Genomic DNA, 22136 nt, shown 5'->3' on the forward strand with positions numbered 1-22136 from the left:
TTAAAATAATATATTTTTATTATGATGCATTTGGTGCTATAATCCCACAAAAATTCTCAAATAGGGGGGAAAATGTTAAAAAATGAACATTTATTTAAAATGATTTCTTCAAATTTCAAAGGGCTTTTGTTAGTTGGCTTAATTGTTGCCTTTGCCTTTTATCTCTCTGGAATCCAAGCTATCCAAGACACCACCCATTTGGCTGCTACTGCTTTTGCAATTATCATTGGAGCAGCCCTATCACCTTGGTTTTTTAGATTCCAACACACACTCCAAGCAGGAGTGCATTTTAGCGCCAAAAAACTTTTGCGTTTAGGAATCGTGCTTTATGGATTTAATATTACTTTTAGTGAGTTATATAATGTTGGTTTTTATGGATTTTTGATTGCCTTTATTGTGATTGTGAGTATTTTTTTGATTGCTTTATTTGCAGGGACAAAAATCTTTAAGCTTGATAGGGAAACTTCTATGCTTGTGGGTGCTGGTAGTGCTATTTGCGGTGCTGCTGCGGTTTTAGCTCTTGAATCAAGTCTAAAGTCTGATTCCTTTAAAGGCGTTGTTGCCGTTGGTAGCGTGGTGGTTTTTGGCTTGATTGCAATGTTTTTATACCCCATTGCCTTTAGCACTGGAATCATTCCTTCCTTAGATAGTAATGGAATGGGGCTTTTTATGGGAGCTACCTTGCACGAAGTTGCCAATGTTGCTGGAGCTGCTGAAATGGCAAAAGAGATGACTAATGGAATCTTCACTCAAAGTGCCGCCAATCTTGCAGTCATCATTAAAATGATGCGTGTGATTTTACTAGTGCCTTTTTTATTAATTGTTGCTTATTTTATCGCTAGGGATAACAATGCACAAAACACCGCCCAAAGAACTAGCAAAAAAATTGACATTCCCTATTTTGCCTTTATGTTTTTAGGGGTTATTGTGCTTAATACTTTTTTAAGTGCCCATAAAGACACGCTTATTTTAAATACCTTTAGCATTCAATCTATTATTGAAAGCGGTCGATTCCTTTGCACCCTTTGCATTGTTTTTGCTATGGCTGCTTTAGGGCTTCAAATTGACTTTAAAAAATTTATCAAATTAGGCGGAAAAGCCTTTGGTTTAGCCTTTTTACTCTTTATTATCTTAATCTTTGGAGGATATTTGCTAACTCTCTGTTTCCAAGGAATCCTTTGGTAATTTTGCCTACTTTAGAGGCAATTTGCCACTGCCTCATCTAAATAATAGATATTTAAATACCCTGCTTCTACCAAATCAGTTCCGAGTAAAGACGCAGAATGCCCCAAATAGCAATTAATTAAAATCTTTTTATCTTGATTTAAAACTTCTTGTAACTCTTCTTGGGTGGTAATATTTCTAGCACCCCTTAAATGCCCTCTTCTAAAATCCTCTGGCATTCGGATATCCACACAAATCCACTCTTCATTTTCTAAAATATCTTTTAAATCTTCTTTATAAACTGCCTTTGCAAGACTTTTATAATTCTTTCCATAATACTGCATTATTCATCCTTTTACAAAATAACTTAAAGCACTTTTGCCAAATTTTCTTGTTTTTACACACTCAAAATCACCTAAATTTTGGGGGATTCTAAGGCTAGAAATATGCTCTAACACCACAATGCCAAAAACATTAGAATCCAAGCTCTTAATTATCTTAAAACATTTCTCATAGATTCCCTCCATTCCCTCACGCATATCAAAAGGTGGATCAAAATACCCAATGCTAAAATCCTTAATTCCCTTTAGTGTTTCTTTATAATTTTCAAAAGTATCACCAAAAATAATCTGGCAATCACAATCTTTGCAAACCTTTTGAATATTACTTTTTAAAACTTCATAAGATTCTCTATTCTGTTCAAAAAATATAGCACTTTTAGCTCCCCTACTTAATGCCTCAATGCCAATACTCCCACTCCCTGCAAAAAATTCCACAAAATTAGATCCTACTACATCGCAATTTAATGTATTAAAAAGCGATTCTTTTAAGATTGCTTTAGAAGAACGAGTAATCTCCAAAGGAGCCATTTGAAGATTTCTTCCTTTAAAAATTCCACCAATAACCTTTAAAGTAGCTTTTTTTGAATTATCTATCTGCATAGCTTTCCTTCCAATGCTCTAAAATAATGCCCTCAATCTCCCTTGCATATCTCTCCAAGACATCTCGAATCTTCTCATGCAAAACATCATCTCTTTTTTCTTGTTTTTGAAATTCCAAATCACTTAGCATTTCACGCCAATTTGCACTCTCAACATTAGCTTGTTTAATCTCCTCTTCTTCTTTATTTTCTTCTTGTTTTTGAATCCTTTCAAAAAATCTTTGCAATCTATCAATCAAAACCTCTTTAGTAAAAGGCTTATTTAAACTAGCATTTTCATATTCACCAATCAAAAAAACAGGTTTTTGAGAATCTATAGGCTGGGTAGCAACCACAAAATCACAAAATTTATAACTCGTCAAATAATCTTTTAAATACATTTCCAAAGTTTTACCCAATAAAAGAGAATCACTAATAAGAGCTATTTTCATACTTTTTCCTTAAATTCTACAAAGAAAAATTTTAAAACATTATATTAAAAAAAATACAAAAAAGTAAGAGGAAAGGTTTAAGTAAGAAAAAAAGTCAAAAACAAGGATAAATCCTTGTTTTCAGTTTATAGATATTATTTAATCACTCCACACACCATTCTAGCGCCTCCACCGCCTAAAGCCTGCGGATGATCGTGATAATTATCACCACCTACATGAATCATTAAGGAATGATTTTTCAATTCTTGCAAAGTTTTGATTTTAGGTGCCAAAACGGGGGTTTTAACTTCCTGTTTAGAATCTGAATACAATGCTGGTAAATCTCCTTTATGTCCATTATCAAACCAAGGAAAAGAATGTGCTTTAGTCTCTTGTGGATCCCAATGCCCACCTGCTTTCATTCCTAAGCCCTTTTCAGTAGCACCACAATCAGGATTAGTATGCACATGGAATCCATGGATACCACTCTCAATGCCCTTTAAATTTGGATAAAAGGCTACTCCATATTGAGTTTCCACAGCAATAATCTCTCCTGCCTCAACATTACCATTATTGCCTAAAATTTCCATTTTAATAGCAAGATGATTCTTCTCAGATTTAGGATTATAAAGTTTTGTTTCATCTTGAGCTATTAAAAAGCTAGAAACCATACCCAAAGCAAATGCACCCATTACAATTTTTTTAACCATTATTTCACTCCTTATATCAATATTTTTAAAGGCAAAAAACATTTTACCATATTGATTTAAAAATAAGAATATTTTCAAAAAAACATCTTTCATTTTAAAACTCAATTTCGCTAAAATCTTTAGTTTTAATAAGCTTTATATGTTTTTTTGCTATAATCCTTGCAATTTATTTCAAGGAGTTTTTTATGAAAGTGATTGTTATCCAAGGTCCAAATCTTAATATGCTAGGCATTAGAGATCCTAGAATCTATGGACCTGCCAAACTTGAAACAATTCACCAAAATATTCAAAAACACGCCGAACAAATCGGCTTAGAAGTGGATTTTTTCCAAAGCAATTTTGAAGGAGAAATTGTTGATAAAATCCAAGAAGCACTTGGACAATATGATGGAATTGTCATCAATCCTGCTGCTTATTCTCACACTTCTATTGCTATTCGTGATGCCATTAGTGCTGTCAATCTTCCTACTATTGAAGTGCATATTAGTAATATCCATGCAAGAGAAGAATTTCGCCACAAAAGCATAACCGCAGGAGTTTGTGCTGGAGTTGTTGCGGGATTTGGTCCTATGGGCTACCATTTAGCCTTACAAGGTCTTTCGCAAATTCTCAATGAAATTCAAGCTATCAAACAAGCTAGAGAACAACAAGCTCAAGCTAACGCAAATTCATAACAAGCTTATCAAATATGGAAAATTTCATTATCAAAGACGAAAATGCCCTTTATTTTGAAACACATTATAGTTGTGATAATGCAATTTTTTTAGCCATTGATCAAAAGGGATACTTTATCACCGATGGTCGCTATGAGACAGAAGCAAAAGAACATATTAAAAGCACCCAATATGAGATTGAAATTCTCATCAGTCACGATCTCATACGCACTGCAAGAAATATTCTTAAAAAACACGAAAAGGCTACCTTTATTTTTAATCCACAAGAGTTTTCACTCTATTTTTATGAAAAACTCACTAGTGGTTTAAAAATTAATTTCCTACCCAAGCCCAATTTCCACCAAGAAAAACGAATCTGTAAAACCAAAGAAGAAATTGCACTCATTGAGCATTCTCAAAAGCTAAATATTAAAGCCTTTGACAAGTTTGCAGCGTGGATTTCTAAAAATGCCAAAGACAGAAGTGAGGCTTTTTTACATTTTAAATCCCAAGCCTTTTTAACCAAAAAAGGCAAATACGATTTAAGTTTTAATCCCATCGTTGGAATCAATGCAAATGCTGCAAAACCACACGCCCTACCTTCTAATGATCTACTTTTAAAAGGCGATTTATTGCTTTTTGATGCCGGAATAAAATACCAAAGGTATTGCTCAGATAGGACAAGGACAGGGTATTTTAGCAAAAACGGCTTTAACTTCAAAAAAGAGCAACACTTCAAAGATTCAACACTTCAAAAAATCTATGATATTGTTTTAAAAGCTCAAAAAAATGCTATTAAACACGCTAAAGCTGGAATGTTAGCCTGTGAAATTGATGCTTTAGCACGCGATGTCATTGAAAAAGCAGGTTATGGTAAATATTTCGTGCATTCTACAGGTCATGGCATAGGCTTAGACATTCACGAACTTCCTATTATTTCAGCACGCTCAAAAACCCGCATAGAAGAGGGAATGGTTTTTTCTATTGAACCTGGCATTTATATTCCAAATAAATACGGAGTTAGAATCGAAGATTTAGTGGTTATAGAAAGCAATGGAGCAAGAATTCTTGGAGAATAAACCCCACTTGATTTCTTATTTTGGAAACAAATCTTACAAAATCATTCCACTTAAAAAAGATTTTTTGCTTTACATCCCCAAACACTTCCCCAAAAACAATACCTTTTCTCTTGCAAGAAAAATCCCAAAATTCCGATTCATACGCCAACCAAGTCCTTATGATTTATTTAAAAATAAACAAAAATTACAATCCTATGCCCTCTTAGGCATTGGTAGCAATCAAGGTGATTCTTTGGCAATTTTTTGGAAACTTTTTTTAAGGCTCAAAAAGAAAAATGCTATAATTGCTTATTCGCCTTTTTTAAAAAATCCAGCCTTTGGATACACCAAACAAGCTGATTTTTTTAATGGTATAATTTGGATTAAAACAAAACTTTGTTACGCCGATTTTTTTAGTTTTTGTTTTTACTTAGAGAGAATTTTTGGGCGTAAAAGAAAAAGAGAATTTAAAAACGCACCAAGGACTTTAGATCTTGACATTTTGGGATTTAAAAACAAAACTATTTGCTTCAAACATTTGTGCATTCCACACAAAGAATGGGCAAATAGACCGAGTGTAACTATCCCTCTTAAAGGATTTTTATGAAATTATTTACTTATAATGCTGAAACTTCTGCCCTTGCTTTAGCAGAAGCCAAAAAGGAACTCGGCGATGAATTTTCCATCATCTCGCAAAAAAAACTTGCCGATGGTAACTATGAAATCTCTGTTGCCATTAGCGAAGAAGATTTAAAACAACTCAAAACTAAACAAGAACAAACCAAGCAAGAACAAACACCTCCCATTAAAAATAACAATATTGCAGAACGCCTAGAACTTATTGCCCAAAAAGAATTAGAAAGAAAACGCGCAGCACAAAGTCTGCAGAATCTACCTGAAGATGTTTCCTTGCAACTCTCTGATGCAGTGCGTCAAATCTCTCAAATTGCTGGAGTTAATACCAAGATTCCACCAAAATCCACTTACCCAAAAGAATCTCCATCGCCTCAAATCAAAGATGATTCCACTCCCAAAAAGCCTAAAGAAACCACCAAGGCAAAAAAACAAGAAGAAGCTCAAGATCTATCAAATTTACGCATTATTCGTGGTGAAATCGATAAACTTAATGACAAAATCAAACTCATACAAAATATGTTTTGGGAAGAGAAAGGACCCAAAAAAGAAGGATTGATTATCCCTCATGAATTTGCAGAAATCTATCGTATTGCCAAAGCTAGTGGAATGGCTAGGGAGCATTTAGAAAAAATTATGCAGCTTACTTTAGAATTAATGCCTATTAAAATGCGTGAAAATTCCGTGCTAATTAAGCGTTATTTTCGTGAAGTTTTACGCAAAATGGTCTATGCAAGAACAGAAAATCTAAATAGCAATGTTAAAAATATTATGATGCTTGTAGGTCCAACTGGAGTAGGCAAAACCACAACTTTAGCCAAACTTGCTGCGCGTTACTCTAGAATGCTTAATAAAAACTATAAAGTTGGAATCATCACTCTTGATACCTACCGAATTGGTGCGGTAGATCAACTTATGTTTTATGCCAAAAAAATGAAACTAAGCATTGACACCGTTGTAGATACAGAAGAATTTATTAATGCCCTTGATTCGCTAAAATATTGTGATTACATCTTAATTGACACGGTAGGAAGCTCCCAACACGATAGATCCAAACTTGAATCGCTCAAAAGCTTTGTCAATGCCGATCCCAATACAAAAATTGATGTAAGCCTTGTAATGAGTGCGACTACAAAATATGAGGATTTAAAAGACATTTATCACACCTTTTCCACACTAGGCATCGATACACTCATTTTTACTAAGTTAGATGAAACCCATAGCTATGGGAATATTTTCTCGCTTATCTATGAAACCAAAAAGGCAACTAGCTATTTCTCAATTGGGCAAGAAGTGCCTAATGATTTAATGGTTGCTACCAGCGATTTTTTAATTGATTGCTTGTTAGATGGATTAGTTCGATCATGAAAAATCAAGCTGCAAATTTAGAACTTCTCCTTGACACAACAAAAAAAATAAACACCAAATTCATCACTATTACAAGCGGAAAAGGTGGAGTTGGAAAATCCACCTTTAGTGCAAATCTTGCCTATAAACTTTGGCAATTGGGTTTCAAAGTTGGGATTTTTGATGCTGATATTGGACTTGCAAACTTAGATATTCTCTTTGGAGTTCGATGCGAAAAAAACCTCTTACATGTGCTAAAAAATCAAGCCAAGCTAAAAGATATTATTATCCCCATAGAACATAATCTTTATTTGATTCCAGGTGATTCAGGCACAGATATTTTTCGCTATAAAAGTGAGTTTATGTTTGAAACTCTTATTGAAGATTCTAGCCTTTTAGATTCTTTAGATTTTATCTTGATTGATACAGGAGCAGGGATTGGCGAATACACCCAAACTTTTTTAAAAAATAGCGATGATTCCATTGTTATTACAATCCCCGATCCAGCAGCTATCACCGATGCTTATGCCACGATCAAACTTGCTGCTAATTTCAAAGACAGAATCTTTATGCTTATTAATATGGCAAAAAATCAAGAAGAAGCCGAAATGATTTTTAATAAAATCCAAAAAATTGCACAAAGCAATATTGAAAATATTCGCTTAGAATATCTCGGCAAACTCACCAAAACACCGCTTATTAATCGCTATAGCAAAAATCGTGCTCTTTTTGTCAAAGAAGAACCAAACTGCAACGCTTCAATGGAAATAGAAAAAATCGCAAGATCCTTAGCTGCAAAATTGGAACAAAATGTGCTAGTGCAAGAAGATAAAAAGTTTGGGAAATTTCTCAAGAAAATTTTAGGACATTTTTAAACATTTAAGGATAAATTTATGGCATTAAAAATGGATAATTTCTTAAGTTTTGCGATTGTAAATGGATTTTTTATCGGACTTTTATTATCCTTTTTAAAATTCGATGAACCAGAAATGATTGTCGCTTGGACTCTTATTTCAACCATAGGATTTTATTTAATCACTTTAGTAAGCGTTTCTCTTTTTGTGCGTTTTGTTAATGATCAAGAAACTCACGATAAACGCACTTCTTATAATGCAACATTAGAAGAATATATTCAAGAATTTGACAAACGAGAAAAAGTCGCAAACAAAATTCGTGGCTTCTTACGTGCTATGGAAAAAACTATGCGAGAGGAAGAACAAGAAGATCAAGCCACTCAAATAAGTAAATCAAAGAAAGAAAAAACTAATGCTGAAAACTTCTAAGGGATATGAAAATATCATCAAACAAAATCAAGATAATCTAGCATTAGACTATTTACCAGCACTCAAAGCACTTGCAGCTCGACTAAAGGAGAGATTACCTGCTAATGTGGAATTTGCTGATTTAGTGTCCATAGGCACAGAAGAGCTTATCAAGCTTGCACGCAAATACGATCAAAATCTTAATGACTCTTTTTGGGGCTATGCAAAATCAAGGGTTTATGGAGCTATGCTTGACTATTTAAGGGGGCTTGATTGTATGAGTCGCCACACAAGAACGCTGATAAAAAGCATCAACAAAGAAATTTCAAAATATTACAATGAATACCAAGAAGAACCCGATAATGCTTATCTTAGTAAAGTCTTAAATGAAGATATTGAAAAAATAAAAGAAGCAAGGAATGCTAGTGAAATCTATGGAATCTTGCCCCTAGATGAAGAATTAAGTGCAGCACAAGAAGATAAAACTTACAATAAAATAGAAAAACAAGAATTAATTGGAATCATTCAAAATATCTTAGAATCTGCATCAAAAAATGAACAACTTGTGATACAACTTTATTATTATGAAGAATTAAGCTTTAAAGAAATTTCAGAAATTCTAGAAATTAGTGAATCAAGGATTTCACAAATTCATAAATCTGTGATTCGCAAAATTAGAGCATACCTTGAAGAAAGGGGGATAGATGGCTGATATATTAAGTCAAGAAGAAATTGATGCACTACTAGAAGTCGTGGATGATGAAGGGACAGAGCCAGAAAGCTTTGAGAAACCTGCTACCATTCATCAAAGACAAATTACCCTCTATGATTTTAAGCGTCCCAATCGCGTTAGCAAGGAACAATTAAGAGCTTTTAGAGGGATTCACGATAAAATGGCTCGTTCTCTCTCTAGCCAAATTTCGGCTATTATGCGATCTATCGTTGAGATTCAACTCCATAGCGTAGATCAAATGACTTATGGAGAATTCTTAATGAGTTTACCAAGCCCAACAAGCTTCAATGTCTTCTCTATGAAACCCCTTGATGGAACGGGCGTTTTAGAAATTAACCCAAGTATCGCTTTCCCTATGATTGATAGACTTTTAGGGGGCAAAGGCGATCCTTATGAATCAACGCGTGAATTTAGTGACATTGAACTTAATTTATTAGATACTATTTTACGCCAAATGATGCAAAACTTAAAAGAAGCGTGGGCGCCTATTACAGAAATTTTTCCTAATGTGGATGTTAAAGAATCAAGCCCCAATGTTGTGCAAATCGTTGCGCAAAATGAAATTGTTATTATGGTGGTTATGGAAATCATCATAGGGCATAGCAGCGGAATGATGAATCTTTGCTATCCTGTTATTTCTCTAGAATCCGTTCTTTCTCGCCTTGCTAGTCGCGATATTATGTTAAGCGAAACTAGCTCCAAAAAATCTCGCAATAAAGAACTTCAAGCCCTTTTAGGTGGAGCTAAAGTTAATGTTGCTGCAATCCTTGGAGAAACAAAACTCACATTAAGAGAAATTTTGGATTTGGAAGTGGGCGATATTATGAGACTTGATCGACCTGCTGATGACACCGTGATTATTAATGTAGATGGCAGGGAAAAATTCTTAGCAAGTATTGGGCTACACCGATACCGCAAAACCATTGAAATCAAAGAAATGATAAAAACCGAAAAAGATCAAGTCAAAGAAATCTTAGAAATGCTTGAATCACAACGTAAATCAAGAGCAAATGAAATCGAAGATGAATAGGAGAAAATATGCTTAATAATTTTTTAAATCTCATCACGCAAGAAAGTATCTCTACTATTGAAGGTTTATTAGGTCAAGCTCCAGATGTTAGCCACTTACAAGAAAAAGATGGCGATAAATCTGCACTCCAAGCTCCTATGGCTAGAGTGGATATTGAAGCAGACAATGGTGCTAAACTTGCTTTTTTCATTTCTCCAAAAGTCGCGACTGCCCTTGCTGATATGATGCTAGGAGGAGAAGGTAGCACGAAAGAAACAATGGATGATGATGATTTAGATGCAACCAAAGAAATTGTGTCTAATATTTTTGGGGCAGTTTCTACTTCACTTGGTGCACAAAAGGAACTTCCAAAACTTAGTTTTAGCCTTAAAGACATTCATTTTATTAGCGAAACTGCGGACTTAGAAACCGATCGCTTCACAAATTTTTATACTTTCTCTTTTAATCTAGGAACTATTCAAGACTCCCTATTTTTAGCCTTTTCAGAAGAGTTTGAAAATCTCTTTAAAGAAAATTCCCAAGAAACCAACCAAGAAACACCACAACCTTCGATTCAAAATACAAATCACCAAGACAATGCTGCTTTAGAACTCAATAACGCAGAAATGAAAAATATGGCAATGTTGCTTGATGTGCGTTTGCAAGTCAAAGTGCGAATCGGGCAGAAAAAAATGCTTTTAAAAGATGTCATTGCTATGGATATAGGAAGCGTTGTTGAATTAAATCAACTTGCAAATGATCCATTAGAGGTTTTAGTGGATGATAAAGTGATTGCTAAAGGAGAAGTGGTCATTGTTGATGGAAACTTTGGAATCCAAATTACAGAAATAGCTCCTAAAAAAGATAGAATCGAACAACTTATGTAAAGCCTTAAAATAATATCAAATCCTTTAAGGCGTTTATAGCAAATCACATCCAATCAATAATTTTTGTAACTTCTTGGACTTCAAAGCATTTAATACCTAAATTTTGCGGAGGTTTTTTGGGTAAAATTGCCTTGTCAATCCCTAGAGATAATGCTTCTTTAAGTCTTTGTTCTACATTAGAAACTTCTCTAATATCTCCCACTAAACTTACTTCACCAATAAACACGCTTTGTGATGATAACACACGATTGCGAAAGCTTGAAAGAATCGCTGCAACAATGGCTAAATCCGCAGCTGTTTCTAAAATTTTAATCCCGCCTGTTACATTAATAAAAACATCGTAGCGATTAAGCGGTATCTCAAGCTTTCTCTCCAATAAAGCTAAAATCATATTTAAACGATTTGTATCAAAACCTGTGCTAGCTCGCTTTGGCATACCATAAGCACAATCACTCACTAAGGCTTGAACCTCCAAAACCAATGCCCTACTACCCTCCAAAACTACACTTAAGGCACTTCCAGGACTTGAAGTTCTTTGGGAAAAAAATATTTTTGATGCTTCTTTAGCTCCTACAAGCCCATTGCTCCTCATCTCAAAAATCCCAACCTCACTAGTATTTCCAAAGCGATTCTTAAAACCCCTTAGGAATCTTAATTCGCGACTAGAATCTCCCTCAAAATATAGCACACAATCTACCATATGCTCTAAGATTCTAGGACCTGCAATAGATCCTTCTTTTGTAATGTGCCCAATAATAAAAACACAAATTCCCCATTCTTTAGCCAATCGCATTAATTCAAAAGTTACTTCACGCACCTGCGAAACACTTCCAGGGCTTGAAGCAATTTTCTCACTATAAAGAGTCTGAATACTATCAATTACAAGCATCGTATAATTGCGATCTTTGTTTTTAATAGCTGCGATAATTTCTTCTAATTGAATCGCATTTAAAAGATATAGATTCGGATTCATCGCTTCTAATCGCTCCGCACGCAAGGCAATTTGCGAACTACTTTCCTCACCACTTACATAAAGGACATTTTTACCTATTTTTGCAAGATTACTAGAAATCTTAAGCAATAAAGTTGATTTTCCAACCCCAGGACTTCCACCCACAAGATACATTCCGCCAAGCACGATTCCACCGCCAAGCACAATATCAAGCTCACTCTCTCCAGAACTAAAGCGAATAAATTCCTCTTCTTTAACTTCTGTAATGGGCGTAACTTTTGAAGTTTGCTTTAAAGAACTAAAAGCTTCTATGTGTTCTTCTTTTAATTCTAAAAAACTCTCCCAAGCACCACAATTAGAGCATTTTCCAAGCCATTTTGAGCTTTGAAATCCACAATGTTGGCATTCAAAGATTTGTGCTTTTTTCTTTGCCATTTTAATCCTCTTATGCACCCACTCTCAAAGATAAATCTTGTTTAAAACTTGCAAACATCCAAAAACTAGTGGCAAAATCTATCACTTGGTATTTTAAGAATCAAAAATAGAATCTAAAATTGTCTGAATATATTTGCTTTCATCAAACTCTACCAAGTCTTCTGCACCCTCTCCTACCCCAATATAAAGAATAGGCACACGCAAAGTATAAATGATACTAAAAATAGCCCCACCCTTACTCGTCCCATCAAGTTTGGTAATAATCACTCCATCAATACCGCCCAAAGTTTGGCTAAAAACCTTGGCTTGATCTAGGCTAGAAGTGCCCTGTGTGCCATCTAAAATTAAAATTTTTCTATGGGGCGCACCCTCTTTTGCTTTATTACAGATTCGCAAGATTTTTTGTAATTCATTTTGCAAATTACTTTGATTATGCAATCTCCCTGCAGTATCAATAATCACACAATCAATCCCTTTTGCCACCGCTGAAGTAATAGTATCAAAGGCTACTGCAGATGGATCGTGTCCTTGCTTAGAAGCAATCACAGGGATGCCAAGACGATTCCCCCAAAGGGTTAATTGTTCAATAGCTGCTGCCCTAAAAGTATCCCCTGCCCCTAAAATGACACTTTTACCTTGTTTTTTGTAGCGATTAGCTAACTTTGCAATTGTTGTAGTTTTGCCCGCTCCATTCACTCCAACAATCAAATCCACACAAGGCTTAGCCTCCACTTGCTTAGCTTGCACTTTATCATAATAACTCTCTCCCCTAAAAAGCCTAAGCAATGCAACTTCAAGTTCATTTTTACTAATCTCATCACCTAATGGAGAAAGGATTAATTCAATTAAATCATAATCCATATCCGTAGCAATTAACACTTCTTCTAATTCTTCTTTAGTAAGTTTTTTATGGGCTTTTGGCAATATTTCTTTAATGCTTTGTGTTGTTTTCTGTAAAGTTCTTTTTAAAATATCAAACATTATTTTGTCCTCATTTTTGCTACACTCTGCGATAAATCAAACTCCATCATTTCCTCTGGAATTGCCCCTAAATAATGAATAATATATTCCCCTTTTTCATCATATAATACAATAAGAGGGATTCCATCAATTCCTCCTAAAGCTGAAAAAAGCTCTTCTCTATTTTTTCCATACGCCAAAGGCAAAAAATATTGATTCTCTTGAATAAAAACCTCAACACTTTCTTGAAAATTTTCCGTTTCCCCAACCAAATCATCAATAGCAATTCCATAAATACCAATTTCATCGCCAAATTGCTTTTGTAGATTCTCTAAATGAGACAAAATAGCCACACAAGGCTCACACCAAGTCGTGAAAAAAAACAATAACTTTATATTCTTTTTATCTGAAGTAACAAGCAAATCCTGCAAAACATTTGCTTTTTTAGGTTCAATATTTTTAAAATTATGATTTTTGTCTTGTGTGTTTCTTTGATTAATAATAAGCTTCTCTCCATTATTCATCAAAATATTTAAATTTTCTAAAGTTGCTTGCTCTTGAGTGGTTTCCAAAGTCTCTTTTGGCTTCTCACAAGCATTAAAAAACAATCCAATTCCTAAAATCATCAATGCTAAGATTACTTTTTTCAAATCTACTCTCCTAAAATAAAGAAAAAATTATACACTCCCAAAAAGAAAAACCACATTAAAAAGCTTATTTTGTAAATAAATACCCCAAAGCAGAATGACTAAAATCACCAAATTTCTCAATGACTTCCAAAGGCAATTTAAGCTCCACAATACCATAAGCATAAGGCATAATCTCATAAGGCTGATAAATAAAAATCATTCCATCATAACCAAACAAAATAGCATCAGATACCTTAAAATTTTCAAAATCAATATAATCTTGCACTGCATCATCAACTTTTGCAAGATACTTTTGATATTCCTCCCAAAGAAGCCTTTTTAACTCCAAATTGTTTAAATCAATCATTTCATTAAGCGGAATAATTCCTTCCTTTTTTGAGACTACAACACCCCATTTTCCATAATTTCCGTGAGCTCCTCCCGTATAGAGATAACTCATTTTTTCAAACACTAAAATCTCATCATCAAAATAATAAAGTCTATCTTTAATCGTTTCTTCCAAAGGAAACTTCTTAAGATATTCCAAAGCTTCCATTCCTTCGGTATTTTTCAAATATTCCTGCATTGATTCTTTCAAAGAAGGCAAAAAAGTTTCTCTAATGTTTGTGCAATTAAATTCTTTTTGATACATTAATTCTAAAAGGTTTTGAATCTTAGAATCATTAGAGCATAACACCAAAACGCTAACTTGGCTTGGGCTATCTTCAGAATATTGATAGACAATCTCTTGACTTTTGAGATTAAAAGAATCTTCAAGCACAACTTCATCTTGAATCTTTCCATTTTCAATCATAAAACTCTCTTCTCCACACTCTAGCTTTCCATTTTCCAAAACCTTATTGGGCGATATTTCACAGCTTTGAAACTTTTGATTCTTCACTCCAGCAAACAAAATTCCTTGTGCATTTTGTGCAAGATATAATTTCCCTTTGTCAAAACGATAAATCGTATAAGTAATATCCTCACCCTGCATTCCAAAACCATTTGTAAATGCCAACATTACGCCTACAAACACTTTTAATAAAATCGCCCTAGTTTGCATTATCCGCCCTTTGAATTCAAAAAATCTTTAAAAGATTCTAACATTATTTTTGATTTTTTGCACAAAACTATTGATTTTTTTTAAAAGCATTGCTATAATTTTACCCTTGCTTTTATGCGGGAGTAGCTCAGTGGTAGAGCATAACCTTGCCAAGGTTGGGGCCGCGGGTTCGATCCCCGTCTCCCGCTCCATTTTTAAATCATAAAAGTAATGACTTTTAATAATGTTTGCCCGGGTGGTGAAATGGTAGACACAAGGGACTTAAAATCCCTCGGACATTGCGTCCGTGCCGGTTCAAGTCCGGCCCCGGGCACCACTAAATGGTGATGAAATAATCAAAATGGTGGCGACATAGCCAAGCGGTAAGGCATGGGCCTGCAAAGCCTTGATTCCCCAGTTCGAATCTGGGTGTCGCCTCCACTTTATAATGCTTTATAAAATAAACTTTTAGTTTTTTAGTATTTTACATTTTTCGGGAGATGGCTGAGTGGTCGAAAGCGGCGGTCTTGAAAACCGTTGAGGGTAACACCTCCGGGGGTTCGAATCCCTCTCTCCCGGCCACACTTTTATAGTCTCTATAAACTCTTATAGTAAATAAAATACCACAAAATCTTAAAATCCCTAAAATAACAACGCTTCAAGCTTCAATACTCCACCTAAATACAACTAAAAATTTTTAAAAAGCATAAGGTGGTATATATAAAATCACTTATACTCCCTGCTTTAAAAGCAATTTAGCGTATGTAAATTTCAAATCTTTGTGTGTATTTGTGTTTCTAGCTCTCCCAAAAGTGTCATCACTTGATTTTGGGTATTGTGCAAAGATTCTAAAATCGCACCCACTTCACGCAAGGATTTTTCCTCTTTTGTATTGGGATTTTTGGCACTTAGATCATAATTCCTTGCTTTTAGTTCCTCCAAACTCACAAGATAAGAATGCGGTGTGATTTTTCGTTGTTTGTAGCACTCCAAAAATTCTTTAAAATGCACATATTCCAAAGGCTTATTTTTGGTGAGTTTATAAGGCGGGATAAGCTCATAATAATACACATTGCTATCTTGCTCATCTACAATGCCCCTTAACCCTTTGGAGAAAAATAGCACATTGGTTTTTACTGCACTATAGGGGAGAAACACGCCACTAGGTAGGCTTAGCACACATTCTAGGTTATAGTTTTCTATCAAATCTTGCTTGACTTTCACAAAGGCATTTGAATTTTGAAACAACACCCCTTCAGGCACGATAATCGCGCATCTACCATTGGTTTTGAGTGATTTTAGGATATGTTGCAAAAATAAAAGCTCTGTAGCGTTGGAAGGCACGATAAAATTGCCCTGAATCTGTTCTTTTTCTTTGCCACCAAAAGGAGGATTTGCAAGTATGACTTCGTATCTTTCACTCTCTGTTATGTCTGTTATTCTCTTGCTTAGTGTGTTTGTTTTGATAATATTTGGGGATTTTATCCCGTGAAGTATCATATTCATAACCCCCATAGCATAGCTAAGTGGCGTTTTTTCTTTGCCAAAGAGTGCATCTTTTTGCAAAAACTCTAGCTCCTCTACGCTTAGATTTGCTTTTTGTCCTTTTGCCCTATCTTCATACAAAATATGCAAAAAGCTCTCCACCAAAAATCCGCAACTCCCACACGCTGGATCATAGATTCTCTCTTTTGGCTTAGGGTTGATAACTTCTACCATTACTTTAACCAACGCCCTTGGCGTATAAAACTCCCCACTATTACCGCCATCGCTTCCCATATCTTTGAGCAGTTTCTCATACACATCACCTAGTGCAAATACATCACTTTCTTTGCTGAAGCTAAGCTCATCGATGAGGTTTATCACTTCTCTTAGCGTGTGTCCATTGGCGATTCTATTGTCGATAAATTCAAAGATTCCACCGATTTTATACGCGATACTTTTAAAGTCCTCATTGTTTTTGAAACTTTTGAGATAAGGGAAAAGCTCGTTATTGACAAACTCTAGCAAATCACTTCCACTTAGCGCATTTTTCACATCAAGTTTGCCATCTTTTTTGGGTGCTGCCCAACTCTGCCACGCATACTGAGAATCCAAAATACTTGCATAAGGCACATCATTCAAAAACGCTTCATCTTTTAATTCTCTTTCATAATCATCTAAAAACTTCAAAAACAATATCCAGCTAATCTGCTCGCTATAGTGCATCGCACCACTTATACCATCATCACGCCTTAGTATGTCTGTGATTCTATCGATTGTGTTTTGCATTATTATCCTTTAAAGCTTTTAAAATAGCTTTATCAAAATCTGATTTATAATTTTTGTCTTGAATAACTCTAAATTTATGAAATTCTTCTTTGGCAAAATCATCTGCTATTTTTTTACTGATTTTACCATTATCTTTTAGAATTTCTCTTTCATTAAATTCTAAAAAACTATCAAGCTTATCTTTCCAATCTTGCATAGTCATTGCTATATTTTTCTTTGCCCTATCTTCAGCATAGTCAAGATACATACCTACTATACGATTTAATTCTAAAAGCTCATCAAAATAGTTTTTATCTATTACGCTACCATTTTTCAAGCGTTCTTTATCCAGCACATATCCTTTGATGCTAAATTGCTTTAAAATTGTTGTAGCCCATTGTCTAAATTTTGTAGCTTTATAAGAATTTATCCTATATCCTACGCTTATAATAGCATCAAGATTATAGAATGTTATTTTTCTTTTAACCTCCCTTTTTCCTTCTTTTTGAACTACCGAGATTTCCTCGGAAGTTAAATTTTTATCAAGTTCGTTTTCTTTATAGATATTATTGATATGCAAATAAATATTATCACTAGAGCACTCAAATAATTTAGCCATTAAAGCAACACTAAGCCATATATCATCGTTTTTATAAACTACTTCTAAAAACTCTTCTTGATTTTCCAAACTAAAGCTTAAAAAATCCATAGTAAGATTTCGTTTTATGCTTTTTTGCATTGTTATCCTTTGATAATATGTTAAAAAAATCCAAAATTTTTAACATATCTTGCTGTTGTGTTAAAGTTTGGCAAATTTTTTAACATTTATAACTTTCCGCTAAAAGCTTGATTAAGCAGGGATTGCTTAAGCTCCTCATAGTCTTGTAGCTGTGCGTTATAAAGCTCTTTTAGCTTTTGTATCTTATCAAAGACAGAATCTAAGTGCATAGCGATTTGCTCTTGCTCTTTTATGTCTTTTGGGAGGGGGATTTCAAGCTTTGAAAATTCAGTTTTATTGATGATAGGCAAAGTAGTTTGCGAGGCATTTTTTTTAAGAATGGATTGAAAATATTTGCTATGACACACAAAAAATAAATACTTTGATAAGACATTAGGGCTTGGAATAATGGCATTAATTTGTTGATTACAACTTCCAATAATTCCACTTAAGCCAATTTTTCCAATAGAAGCCCCAATACACACAACAAGAAGTGTATTTTTGGGAAGCTTTCTTGCATTTTCAAAACCTAATTTTGAAAGATTATCACTCGCTTTAATAGTATTACCACTCCCTAAATCACTAGGTTTAAATAATGGATAGTCATTGCCATAAAACTTTGGATTATTTTTGCTAGGGGTGCTACCTGTAATAATTTCTCCGATCTCCCCCAAGGTTTTCCATTCCCAATGTTGCGGGAGGGGATAGGGAGATTGTGTATCGTGTGTGCTAGGATTCTGTGTAGATTCTGTAGAATCTATAGAATCTCCCAAAGGATTAAAGGCTCTATCAAGCACACTTTGGGCTAACTCATCGAGATTGGCAAGATTTGCCTTGAGCAACTCCACGCTTTTATCAATCTTTTCAAACGCAGAATCTAGAATCTTTACAATTCTCATCTGCTCTTCTAGCGGCGGAAGTGGAATCTGCTCTTTTTTATAATCTCTAAAATAAATATGTGGAATTGCCGAACCTAAAATATATTTTGAAAAATCTAGATTTTTAAGAAAGTAGAACAAATATTTGAGATTCGTAGTTTCATTGTTTTCTAAATAGCTTAAAGTGCCTATTATGATGATTGTTTAGGTAAAACAAAGACTCTTCCAACCCCTGCACCATCTTTAATTATGCCTAAACATTCTTGAGCTTTATGAAAAAAATCCACATAACCAACTATGCCACTTGCACCAAAAACAGGATAATCTCCACTTTTATCTTTTATATCTTTTAAGGCTAAATTCGAGTTTGAATTTTTACACACATCTTCTATTGTTTTTACTTCCCACCCTTGCGGTAAATGTGTCATTTTATTGCCCTAAACCTTCATAAAAATAATTTAATATATAATCTTCAAAATCATCGTAAAGATTTTTTTCTTTTAATTTATTGATTATAGCATCAGCTGTACATTCTTTAAATTTATCTAATACTTGTTCTATTGCTAAATCCTTATTTTCAAAATCAATGAATCCACATTTATGAAGTTTTTTAGAAACGATTCTAGGGAGTCCAAACTCTTCAAGGGTATAAACCACAGATGGCAAAAAGGCATTTGAAAGTTTTGTAACAAAACTTGAAATATCTATCGCTTTTTCGGGGTAGAGTATCTTTTGTAAAGTGTTGATATCAGAAAATATCGATGCGACCTTAAAAGCTACATGATTTTCAAGTTTAAAAAAATCATCCAAATCAATACCCATATATTCAATAAGTTCTGGTAGCGGCTTAGTCCAATTTTGTGATAATTTTTTTACCAACTCAACAGTATTTATATCGCCAATATTTTTACAATGAAATTCTCCTATAGACGCAATTTTAGATAAGATATACCATTTGTCAGGTTCGTCATTAAATAAATGCGTAAAAATGCCACAATCAAAATCTTTATACTGCAATATTTGAATTATTTTTTTAATAACTTTTAAATCATTTTTTAATGAAGCTTCTTTTTTGAGTAAATTGAATTTATCCACTCCTATTAAGTTTATTATCTCTCGTTGATTGTTTTTAACTTCTGCTTGTATATTATCGGGAATTTCATTATTTATCTCATCATTAATAGATAAAGATTCTGATTTGATTTCTACATCTAATATCTTTTCTTCATTGCTATCTTCATTTGGGGATTCAAATAAATATACTTCGCCTATAAAATATTTAAACATTCTTCCGCTTCTACCTATAATGTTTTTATAAGTAAAATAATTTATATTTTTTGTTCCATTTCTTTTATCCCATAAAATAAGATTTTTTGCTGGAATATTAACCCCTTCTATTAAAGAAGATGTAGAAACAATGGTTTTTAGTAAATCTTTTTCATCAAATAATCTTACTTGTAATTGTGATAGACACCTATGAAGTCTTCCATGATGTATTCCCACACCAATTTTTAATGTATCATTAAGGTAGTGTTCTCCATAATGTTTTGATAACCATTTTGCAAAATTTTCCAATAAAGCATTTGAATTTTCTATAATGGCATTTTCCACCAAGATTTTGCAAACTTTCTTTATATTGCTTTGACTTTGGGTATAAACTAGAGTTTTTTCATCTTTTTTTACTATTTCTATAATTTTTTCTTCCTTTTTAAAATCCTTATCCTCATAACATTTATTAATATGAATAAAAACAGTGTTGAAGTTAAGGCATTCAAATTCCATTCCTTTGGAAAGAATACTATTTTCATTTTTTATCTTATCTATATTGGGACAAATATAATATCTTTGATTAGAAATATTCATATATTTCAAAATAGCATTTTGCAGTGGAGCAAATCTTTCATTTTCGTATTCTTTTGATATTTTATAAAACTCATCAACGATAAAAAAATCAAGCCTTACGTTTTCTTTGCTCATAAATGAAAAATATTCAATTGCTCTTTCTGGAGAAAAGACAAAGATATTATTGCTTTCAAGATTAATTTGTTGTGTGGTTGTAATTATTTTATAGTTATGAAACTTCCTTATAAGTCTTCTTCTAGCTTCATCCAATAAAGAAATTGTAGGAACAATGATTAATATATTTTTTGGTTTTCTCATAGCTATTAGAGCATCGATAATAAAGCTTTTGCCAAAACTTGTTGGAGCAGAAAGAATAAGACTTTCATTACTTAAAAGTCTTTTTAAAACTCTTGATTGTTCTCTATGTAAAACTTTTGGTTCGTCTTCTCCGATATTTGCCTTAAAACATTCTAGTAAGAATTTGTCTTCTAAAATTGAAGTATCTTGATTCATATAGGGATATAACCCAAATTGTCTGATAAGATGATTTAGTATAGGTGGATATAAAGCTTTATCTTGAATTTCATCAAGCAAATACAAAAGCTTTTCTTTAGCTTCTGCTTCTTTATCATTATTTAGAATTTCATATATTTCTACACATTTATCAAAAATTTTTTCACCAATTTGTTCATTAGTCGGCATTTCTGTAACTCTCAAAGATTTTATTTATTTTGCTAATAATTTCCTCCTTATCAGGAACAGGAAATAAAATTATGTGAAATTTTATTCTATCGATATATGTAATTTTATTTGAAAGTTTTTTGATTTCCTCTGATATTTTATTCCCCTTTTCTTTATGAAAGTTTTTTATTGTTGTTTTATAATCGTCGGTAATTTCCTCAATGCTTTTTGTATAATCACAATTATAAATAATAGATATTGGCACATGTAAAATGCTTTTTAATTCATCAAGATTAATATTCTCATTAATAATTTGCTTGAAATTTGCCAATGTGCTTGCCTGAATGTTATGATGTTTTGCTAAATTATCTAATTCATATGGATTTGCAATTATTCTAGCTTCATTACGCATAATTTCGTCGTCACTTAGATGATCTTTTAGAGATTTTATAGCATTTCTTATAGCATCATCTAATTTATCATACAACTTTGATTCTCCTAGTCACAAATGGCATTCTTGATTTTCTATAGTTAAATGGGCACTGTCAAATCCTAATGCTTCTACATTGCGATTTTGTTTATAAAAAATTTTAGGAACAATAGGTAGAGCATTGTAATATTCCCTCATGATACCATGGAGGAAAATTTCTCCTATCTCTCCACTTCTTTCATTTATTCTTAGTTTTGAGATAGCTTTATCTAAAATTTCACCTTCATTGCCTGCTAAACTTTGCCTTTCTTGTTCTGTTAGAGTGCATTCTTTTAAATTAGTAATAATAAAATTTTTAAAATTTTTCATTTTCCACTTTTTACTTTCAAATTGATTTGAAATGGATAGTAAAAAATGATGATATTGATGACATAGAGTTTCATCTAAAATCATAATAAAATTATCATTAGCATGATTTTTTACATAAGTATTTATCATTTTATTTTCCATTTT

The 22136-nt window shown here is 33.3% G+C and carries 23 protein-coding genes, 4 tRNA genes and 1 pseudogene; 14 read left to right on the forward strand and 14 right to left on the reverse strand.

Annotation, left to right across the window (positions count from 1 at the left end):
• Positions 1 to 72 precede the first annotated feature (72 nt).
• Positions 73 to 1185 carry a YeiH family protein gene (locus HCAN_RS06895; RefSeq protein ID WP_006656391.1) on the forward strand — a complete coding sequence of 371 codons (1113 nt, stop codon included), beginning with the start codon at positions 73 to 75 and terminating at the stop codon, positions 1183 to 1185.
• An 11-nt stretch (positions 1186 to 1196) separates the two neighbouring features.
• Here the strand turns inward: HCAN_RS06895 and HCAN_RS06900 are convergent, their stop codons facing one another.
• From HCAN_RS06900 to HCAN_RS06915, 4 genes are all read right to left on the reverse strand, one after another.
• Complete coding sequence (locus tag HCAN_RS06900) at positions 1197 to 1508, reverse strand: rhodanese-like domain-containing protein (RefSeq protein WP_006656392.1); 312 nt, start codon at positions 1506 to 1508, stop codon at positions 1197 to 1199.
• Between the two features lie 3 nt (positions 1509 to 1511).
• Positions 1512 to 2105, reverse strand: a complete 594-nt coding sequence (gene rsmD, locus HCAN_RS06905) for a 16S rRNA (guanine(966)-N(2))-methyltransferase RsmD (RefSeq protein ID WP_006656393.1) — start codon at positions 2103 to 2105, stop codon at positions 1512 to 1514.
• Positions 2092 to 2535, reverse strand: coding sequence for a hypothetical protein (locus HCAN_RS06910; protein ID WP_006656394.1), 444 nt, complete (start codon positions 2533 to 2535; stop codon positions 2092 to 2094). The genes rsmD and HCAN_RS06910 overlap by 14 nt, the downstream gene beginning before the upstream one ends.
• Before the next feature lie 134 nt (positions 2536 to 2669).
• A complete protein-coding gene (locus HCAN_RS06915; RefSeq protein ID WP_006656395.1) occupies positions 2670 to 3224 on the reverse strand; it encodes a superoxide dismutase family protein in 555 nt (184 codons plus the stop codon).
• A gap of 185 nt (positions 3225 to 3409) precedes the next feature.
• Between HCAN_RS06915 and aroQ the strand changes: the two genes are divergently transcribed.
• Genes aroQ through fliY form a run of 9 tightly spaced genes read left to right on the forward strand, consistent with a single transcriptional unit; the run spans position 3410 to position 10806 of the window.
• Positions 3410 to 3898, forward strand: coding sequence for a type II 3-dehydroquinate dehydratase (aroQ, locus tag HCAN_RS06920; RefSeq protein ID WP_006656396.1), 489 nt, complete (start codon positions 3410 to 3412; stop codon positions 3896 to 3898).
• Between the two features lie 14 nt (positions 3899 to 3912).
• Positions 3913 to 4956: a M24 family metallopeptidase gene (locus HCAN_RS06925; RefSeq protein WP_006656397.1), complete on the forward strand. Its 1044-nt coding sequence runs from the start codon at positions 3913 to 3915 to the stop codon at positions 4954 to 4956.
• Positions 4931 to 5542 (forward strand): 2-amino-4-hydroxy-6-hydroxymethyldihydropteridine diphosphokinase, encoded by a 612-nt coding sequence (folK, locus tag HCAN_RS06930; RefSeq protein WP_006656956.1) that lies wholly within the window; start codon positions 4931 to 4933, stop codon positions 5540 to 5542. Before HCAN_RS06925 ends, folK begins: the two co-directional genes overlap by 26 nt.
• Positions 5539 to 6936: a flagellar biosynthesis GTPase FlhF gene (gene flhF / locus HCAN_RS06935; protein WP_006656957.1), complete on the forward strand. Its 1398-nt coding sequence runs from the start codon at positions 5539 to 5541 to the stop codon at positions 6934 to 6936. Before folK ends, flhF begins: the two co-directional genes overlap by 4 nt.
• A complete protein-coding gene (locus tag HCAN_RS06940; protein WP_006656958.1) occupies positions 6933 to 7790 on the forward strand; it encodes a P-loop NTPase in 858 nt (285 codons plus the stop codon). Before flhF ends, HCAN_RS06940 begins: the two co-directional genes overlap by 4 nt.
• Before the next feature lie 18 nt (positions 7791 to 7808).
• Entirely contained in the window at positions 7809 to 8198 is a 390-nt protein-coding gene (locus tag HCAN_RS06945; protein WP_006656402.1) for a hypothetical protein, read from the forward strand.
• Positions 8182 to 8889: an RNA polymerase sigma factor FliA gene (locus tag HCAN_RS06950; RefSeq protein ID WP_006656403.1), complete on the forward strand. Its 708-nt coding sequence runs from the start codon at positions 8182 to 8184 to the stop codon at positions 8887 to 8889. The genes HCAN_RS06945 and HCAN_RS06950 overlap by 17 nt, the downstream gene beginning before the upstream one ends.
• Positions 8882 to 9940 carry a flagellar motor switch protein FliM gene (fliM, locus tag HCAN_RS06955; RefSeq protein ID WP_006656404.1) on the forward strand — a complete coding sequence of 353 codons (1059 nt, stop codon included), beginning with the start codon at positions 8882 to 8884 and terminating at the stop codon, positions 9938 to 9940. Before HCAN_RS06950 ends, fliM begins: the two co-directional genes overlap by 8 nt.
• Before the next feature lie 8 nt (positions 9941 to 9948).
• Positions 9949 to 10806 (forward strand): flagellar motor switch protein FliY, encoded by an 858-nt coding sequence (gene fliY / locus HCAN_RS06960; RefSeq protein ID WP_006656405.1) that lies wholly within the window; start codon positions 9949 to 9951, stop codon positions 10804 to 10806.
• Between the two features lie 43 nt (positions 10807 to 10849).
• On the opposite strand, the gene radA is transcribed toward fliY, so the two are convergent.
• From radA to HCAN_RS06980, 4 genes are all read right to left on the reverse strand, one after another.
• On the reverse strand, positions 10850 to 12193 hold the full coding sequence (radA, locus tag HCAN_RS06965; RefSeq protein ID WP_006656406.1) for a DNA repair protein RadA: 1344 nt from the start codon (positions 12191 to 12193) through the stop codon (positions 10850 to 10852).
• A 93-nt stretch (positions 12194 to 12286) separates the two neighbouring features.
• Positions 12287 to 13174, reverse strand: coding sequence for a signal recognition particle-docking protein FtsY (gene ftsY, locus HCAN_RS06970; protein ID WP_006656407.1), 888 nt, complete (start codon positions 13172 to 13174; stop codon positions 12287 to 12289).
• Positions 13174 to 13803 carry a TlpA family protein disulfide reductase gene (locus HCAN_RS06975; protein WP_231232582.1) on the reverse strand — a complete coding sequence of 210 codons (630 nt, stop codon included), beginning with the start codon at positions 13801 to 13803 and terminating at the stop codon, positions 13174 to 13176. Before HCAN_RS06975 ends, ftsY begins: the two co-directional genes overlap by 1 nt.
• Positions 13804 to 13867: 64 nt before the next feature.
• The gene (locus HCAN_RS06980) at positions 13868 to 14845 is read right to left on the reverse strand and encodes a DUF3298 and DUF4163 domain-containing protein (RefSeq protein ID WP_006656409.1); all 978 of its coding nucleotides are present in this window, start codon (positions 14843 to 14845) and stop codon (positions 13868 to 13870) included.
• A 116-nt stretch (positions 14846 to 14961) separates the two neighbouring features.
• Between HCAN_RS06980 and HCAN_RS06985 the strand changes: the two genes are divergently transcribed.
• The 4 genes from HCAN_RS06985 (at position 14962) to HCAN_RS07000 (ending at position 15406) form a co-directional block, all read left to right on the forward strand.
• Positions 14962 to 15036, forward strand: a tRNA-Gly gene (locus HCAN_RS06985).
• Positions 15037 to 15074: 38 nt separating this feature from the next.
• Positions 15075 to 15161 (forward strand) — tRNA-Leu (locus HCAN_RS06990).
• A 29-nt stretch (positions 15162 to 15190) separates the two neighbouring features.
• Positions 15191 to 15265, forward strand: a tRNA-Cys gene (locus tag HCAN_RS06995).
• 53 nt (positions 15266 to 15318) lie between these two features.
• Positions 15319 to 15406, forward strand: a tRNA-Ser gene (locus tag HCAN_RS07000).
• A 189-nt stretch (positions 15407 to 15595) separates the two neighbouring features.
• Here HCAN_RS07000 and HCAN_RS07005 read toward each other — a convergent pair.
• The 6 genes and pseudogenes from HCAN_RS07005 to HCAN_RS07030 form a co-directional block, all read right to left on the reverse strand.
• Positions 15596 to 17095, reverse strand: coding sequence for a type I restriction-modification system subunit M (locus HCAN_RS07005; protein ID WP_006656410.1), 1500 nt, complete (start codon positions 17093 to 17095; stop codon positions 15596 to 15598).
• Positions 17076 to 17762, reverse strand: coding sequence for a RhuM family protein (gene rhuM, locus HCAN_RS07010; RefSeq protein WP_231232583.1), 687 nt, complete (start codon positions 17760 to 17762; stop codon positions 17076 to 17078). Before rhuM ends, HCAN_RS07005 begins: the two co-directional genes overlap by 20 nt.
• Positions 17763 to 17899: 137 nt before the next feature.
• The gene (locus HCAN_RS08085; RefSeq protein ID WP_006656412.1) at positions 17900 to 18811 is read right to left on the reverse strand and encodes a restriction endonuclease subunit S; all 912 of its coding nucleotides are present in this window, start codon (positions 18809 to 18811) and stop codon (positions 17900 to 17902) included.
• A 50-nt stretch (positions 18812 to 18861) separates the two neighbouring features.
• On the reverse strand, positions 18862 to 19098 hold the full coding sequence (locus tag HCAN_RS08345) for a restriction endonuclease subunit S (RefSeq protein ID WP_006656413.1): 237 nt from the start codon (positions 19096 to 19098) through the stop codon (positions 18862 to 18864).
• Position 19099: 1 nt separating this feature from the next.
• Positions 19100 to 21214: a DEAD/DEAH box helicase gene (locus HCAN_RS07025; RefSeq protein ID WP_006656414.1), complete on the reverse strand. Its 2115-nt coding sequence runs from the start codon at positions 21212 to 21214 to the stop codon at positions 19100 to 19102.
• Positions 21204 to 22133, reverse strand: a pseudogene (locus HCAN_RS07030) (HamA C-terminal domain-containing protein). The gene HCAN_RS07025 and the pseudogene HCAN_RS07030 overlap by 11 nt, the downstream one beginning before the upstream one ends.
• Positions 22134 to 22136: the final 3 nt, after the last annotated feature.

Origin of the sequence: Helicobacter canadensis MIT 98-5491, from assembly GCF_000162575.1 — a bacterium.
Classification (GTDB): Bacteria; Campylobacterota; Campylobacteria; order Campylobacterales; family Helicobacteraceae; genus Helicobacter_D; species Helicobacter_D canadensis.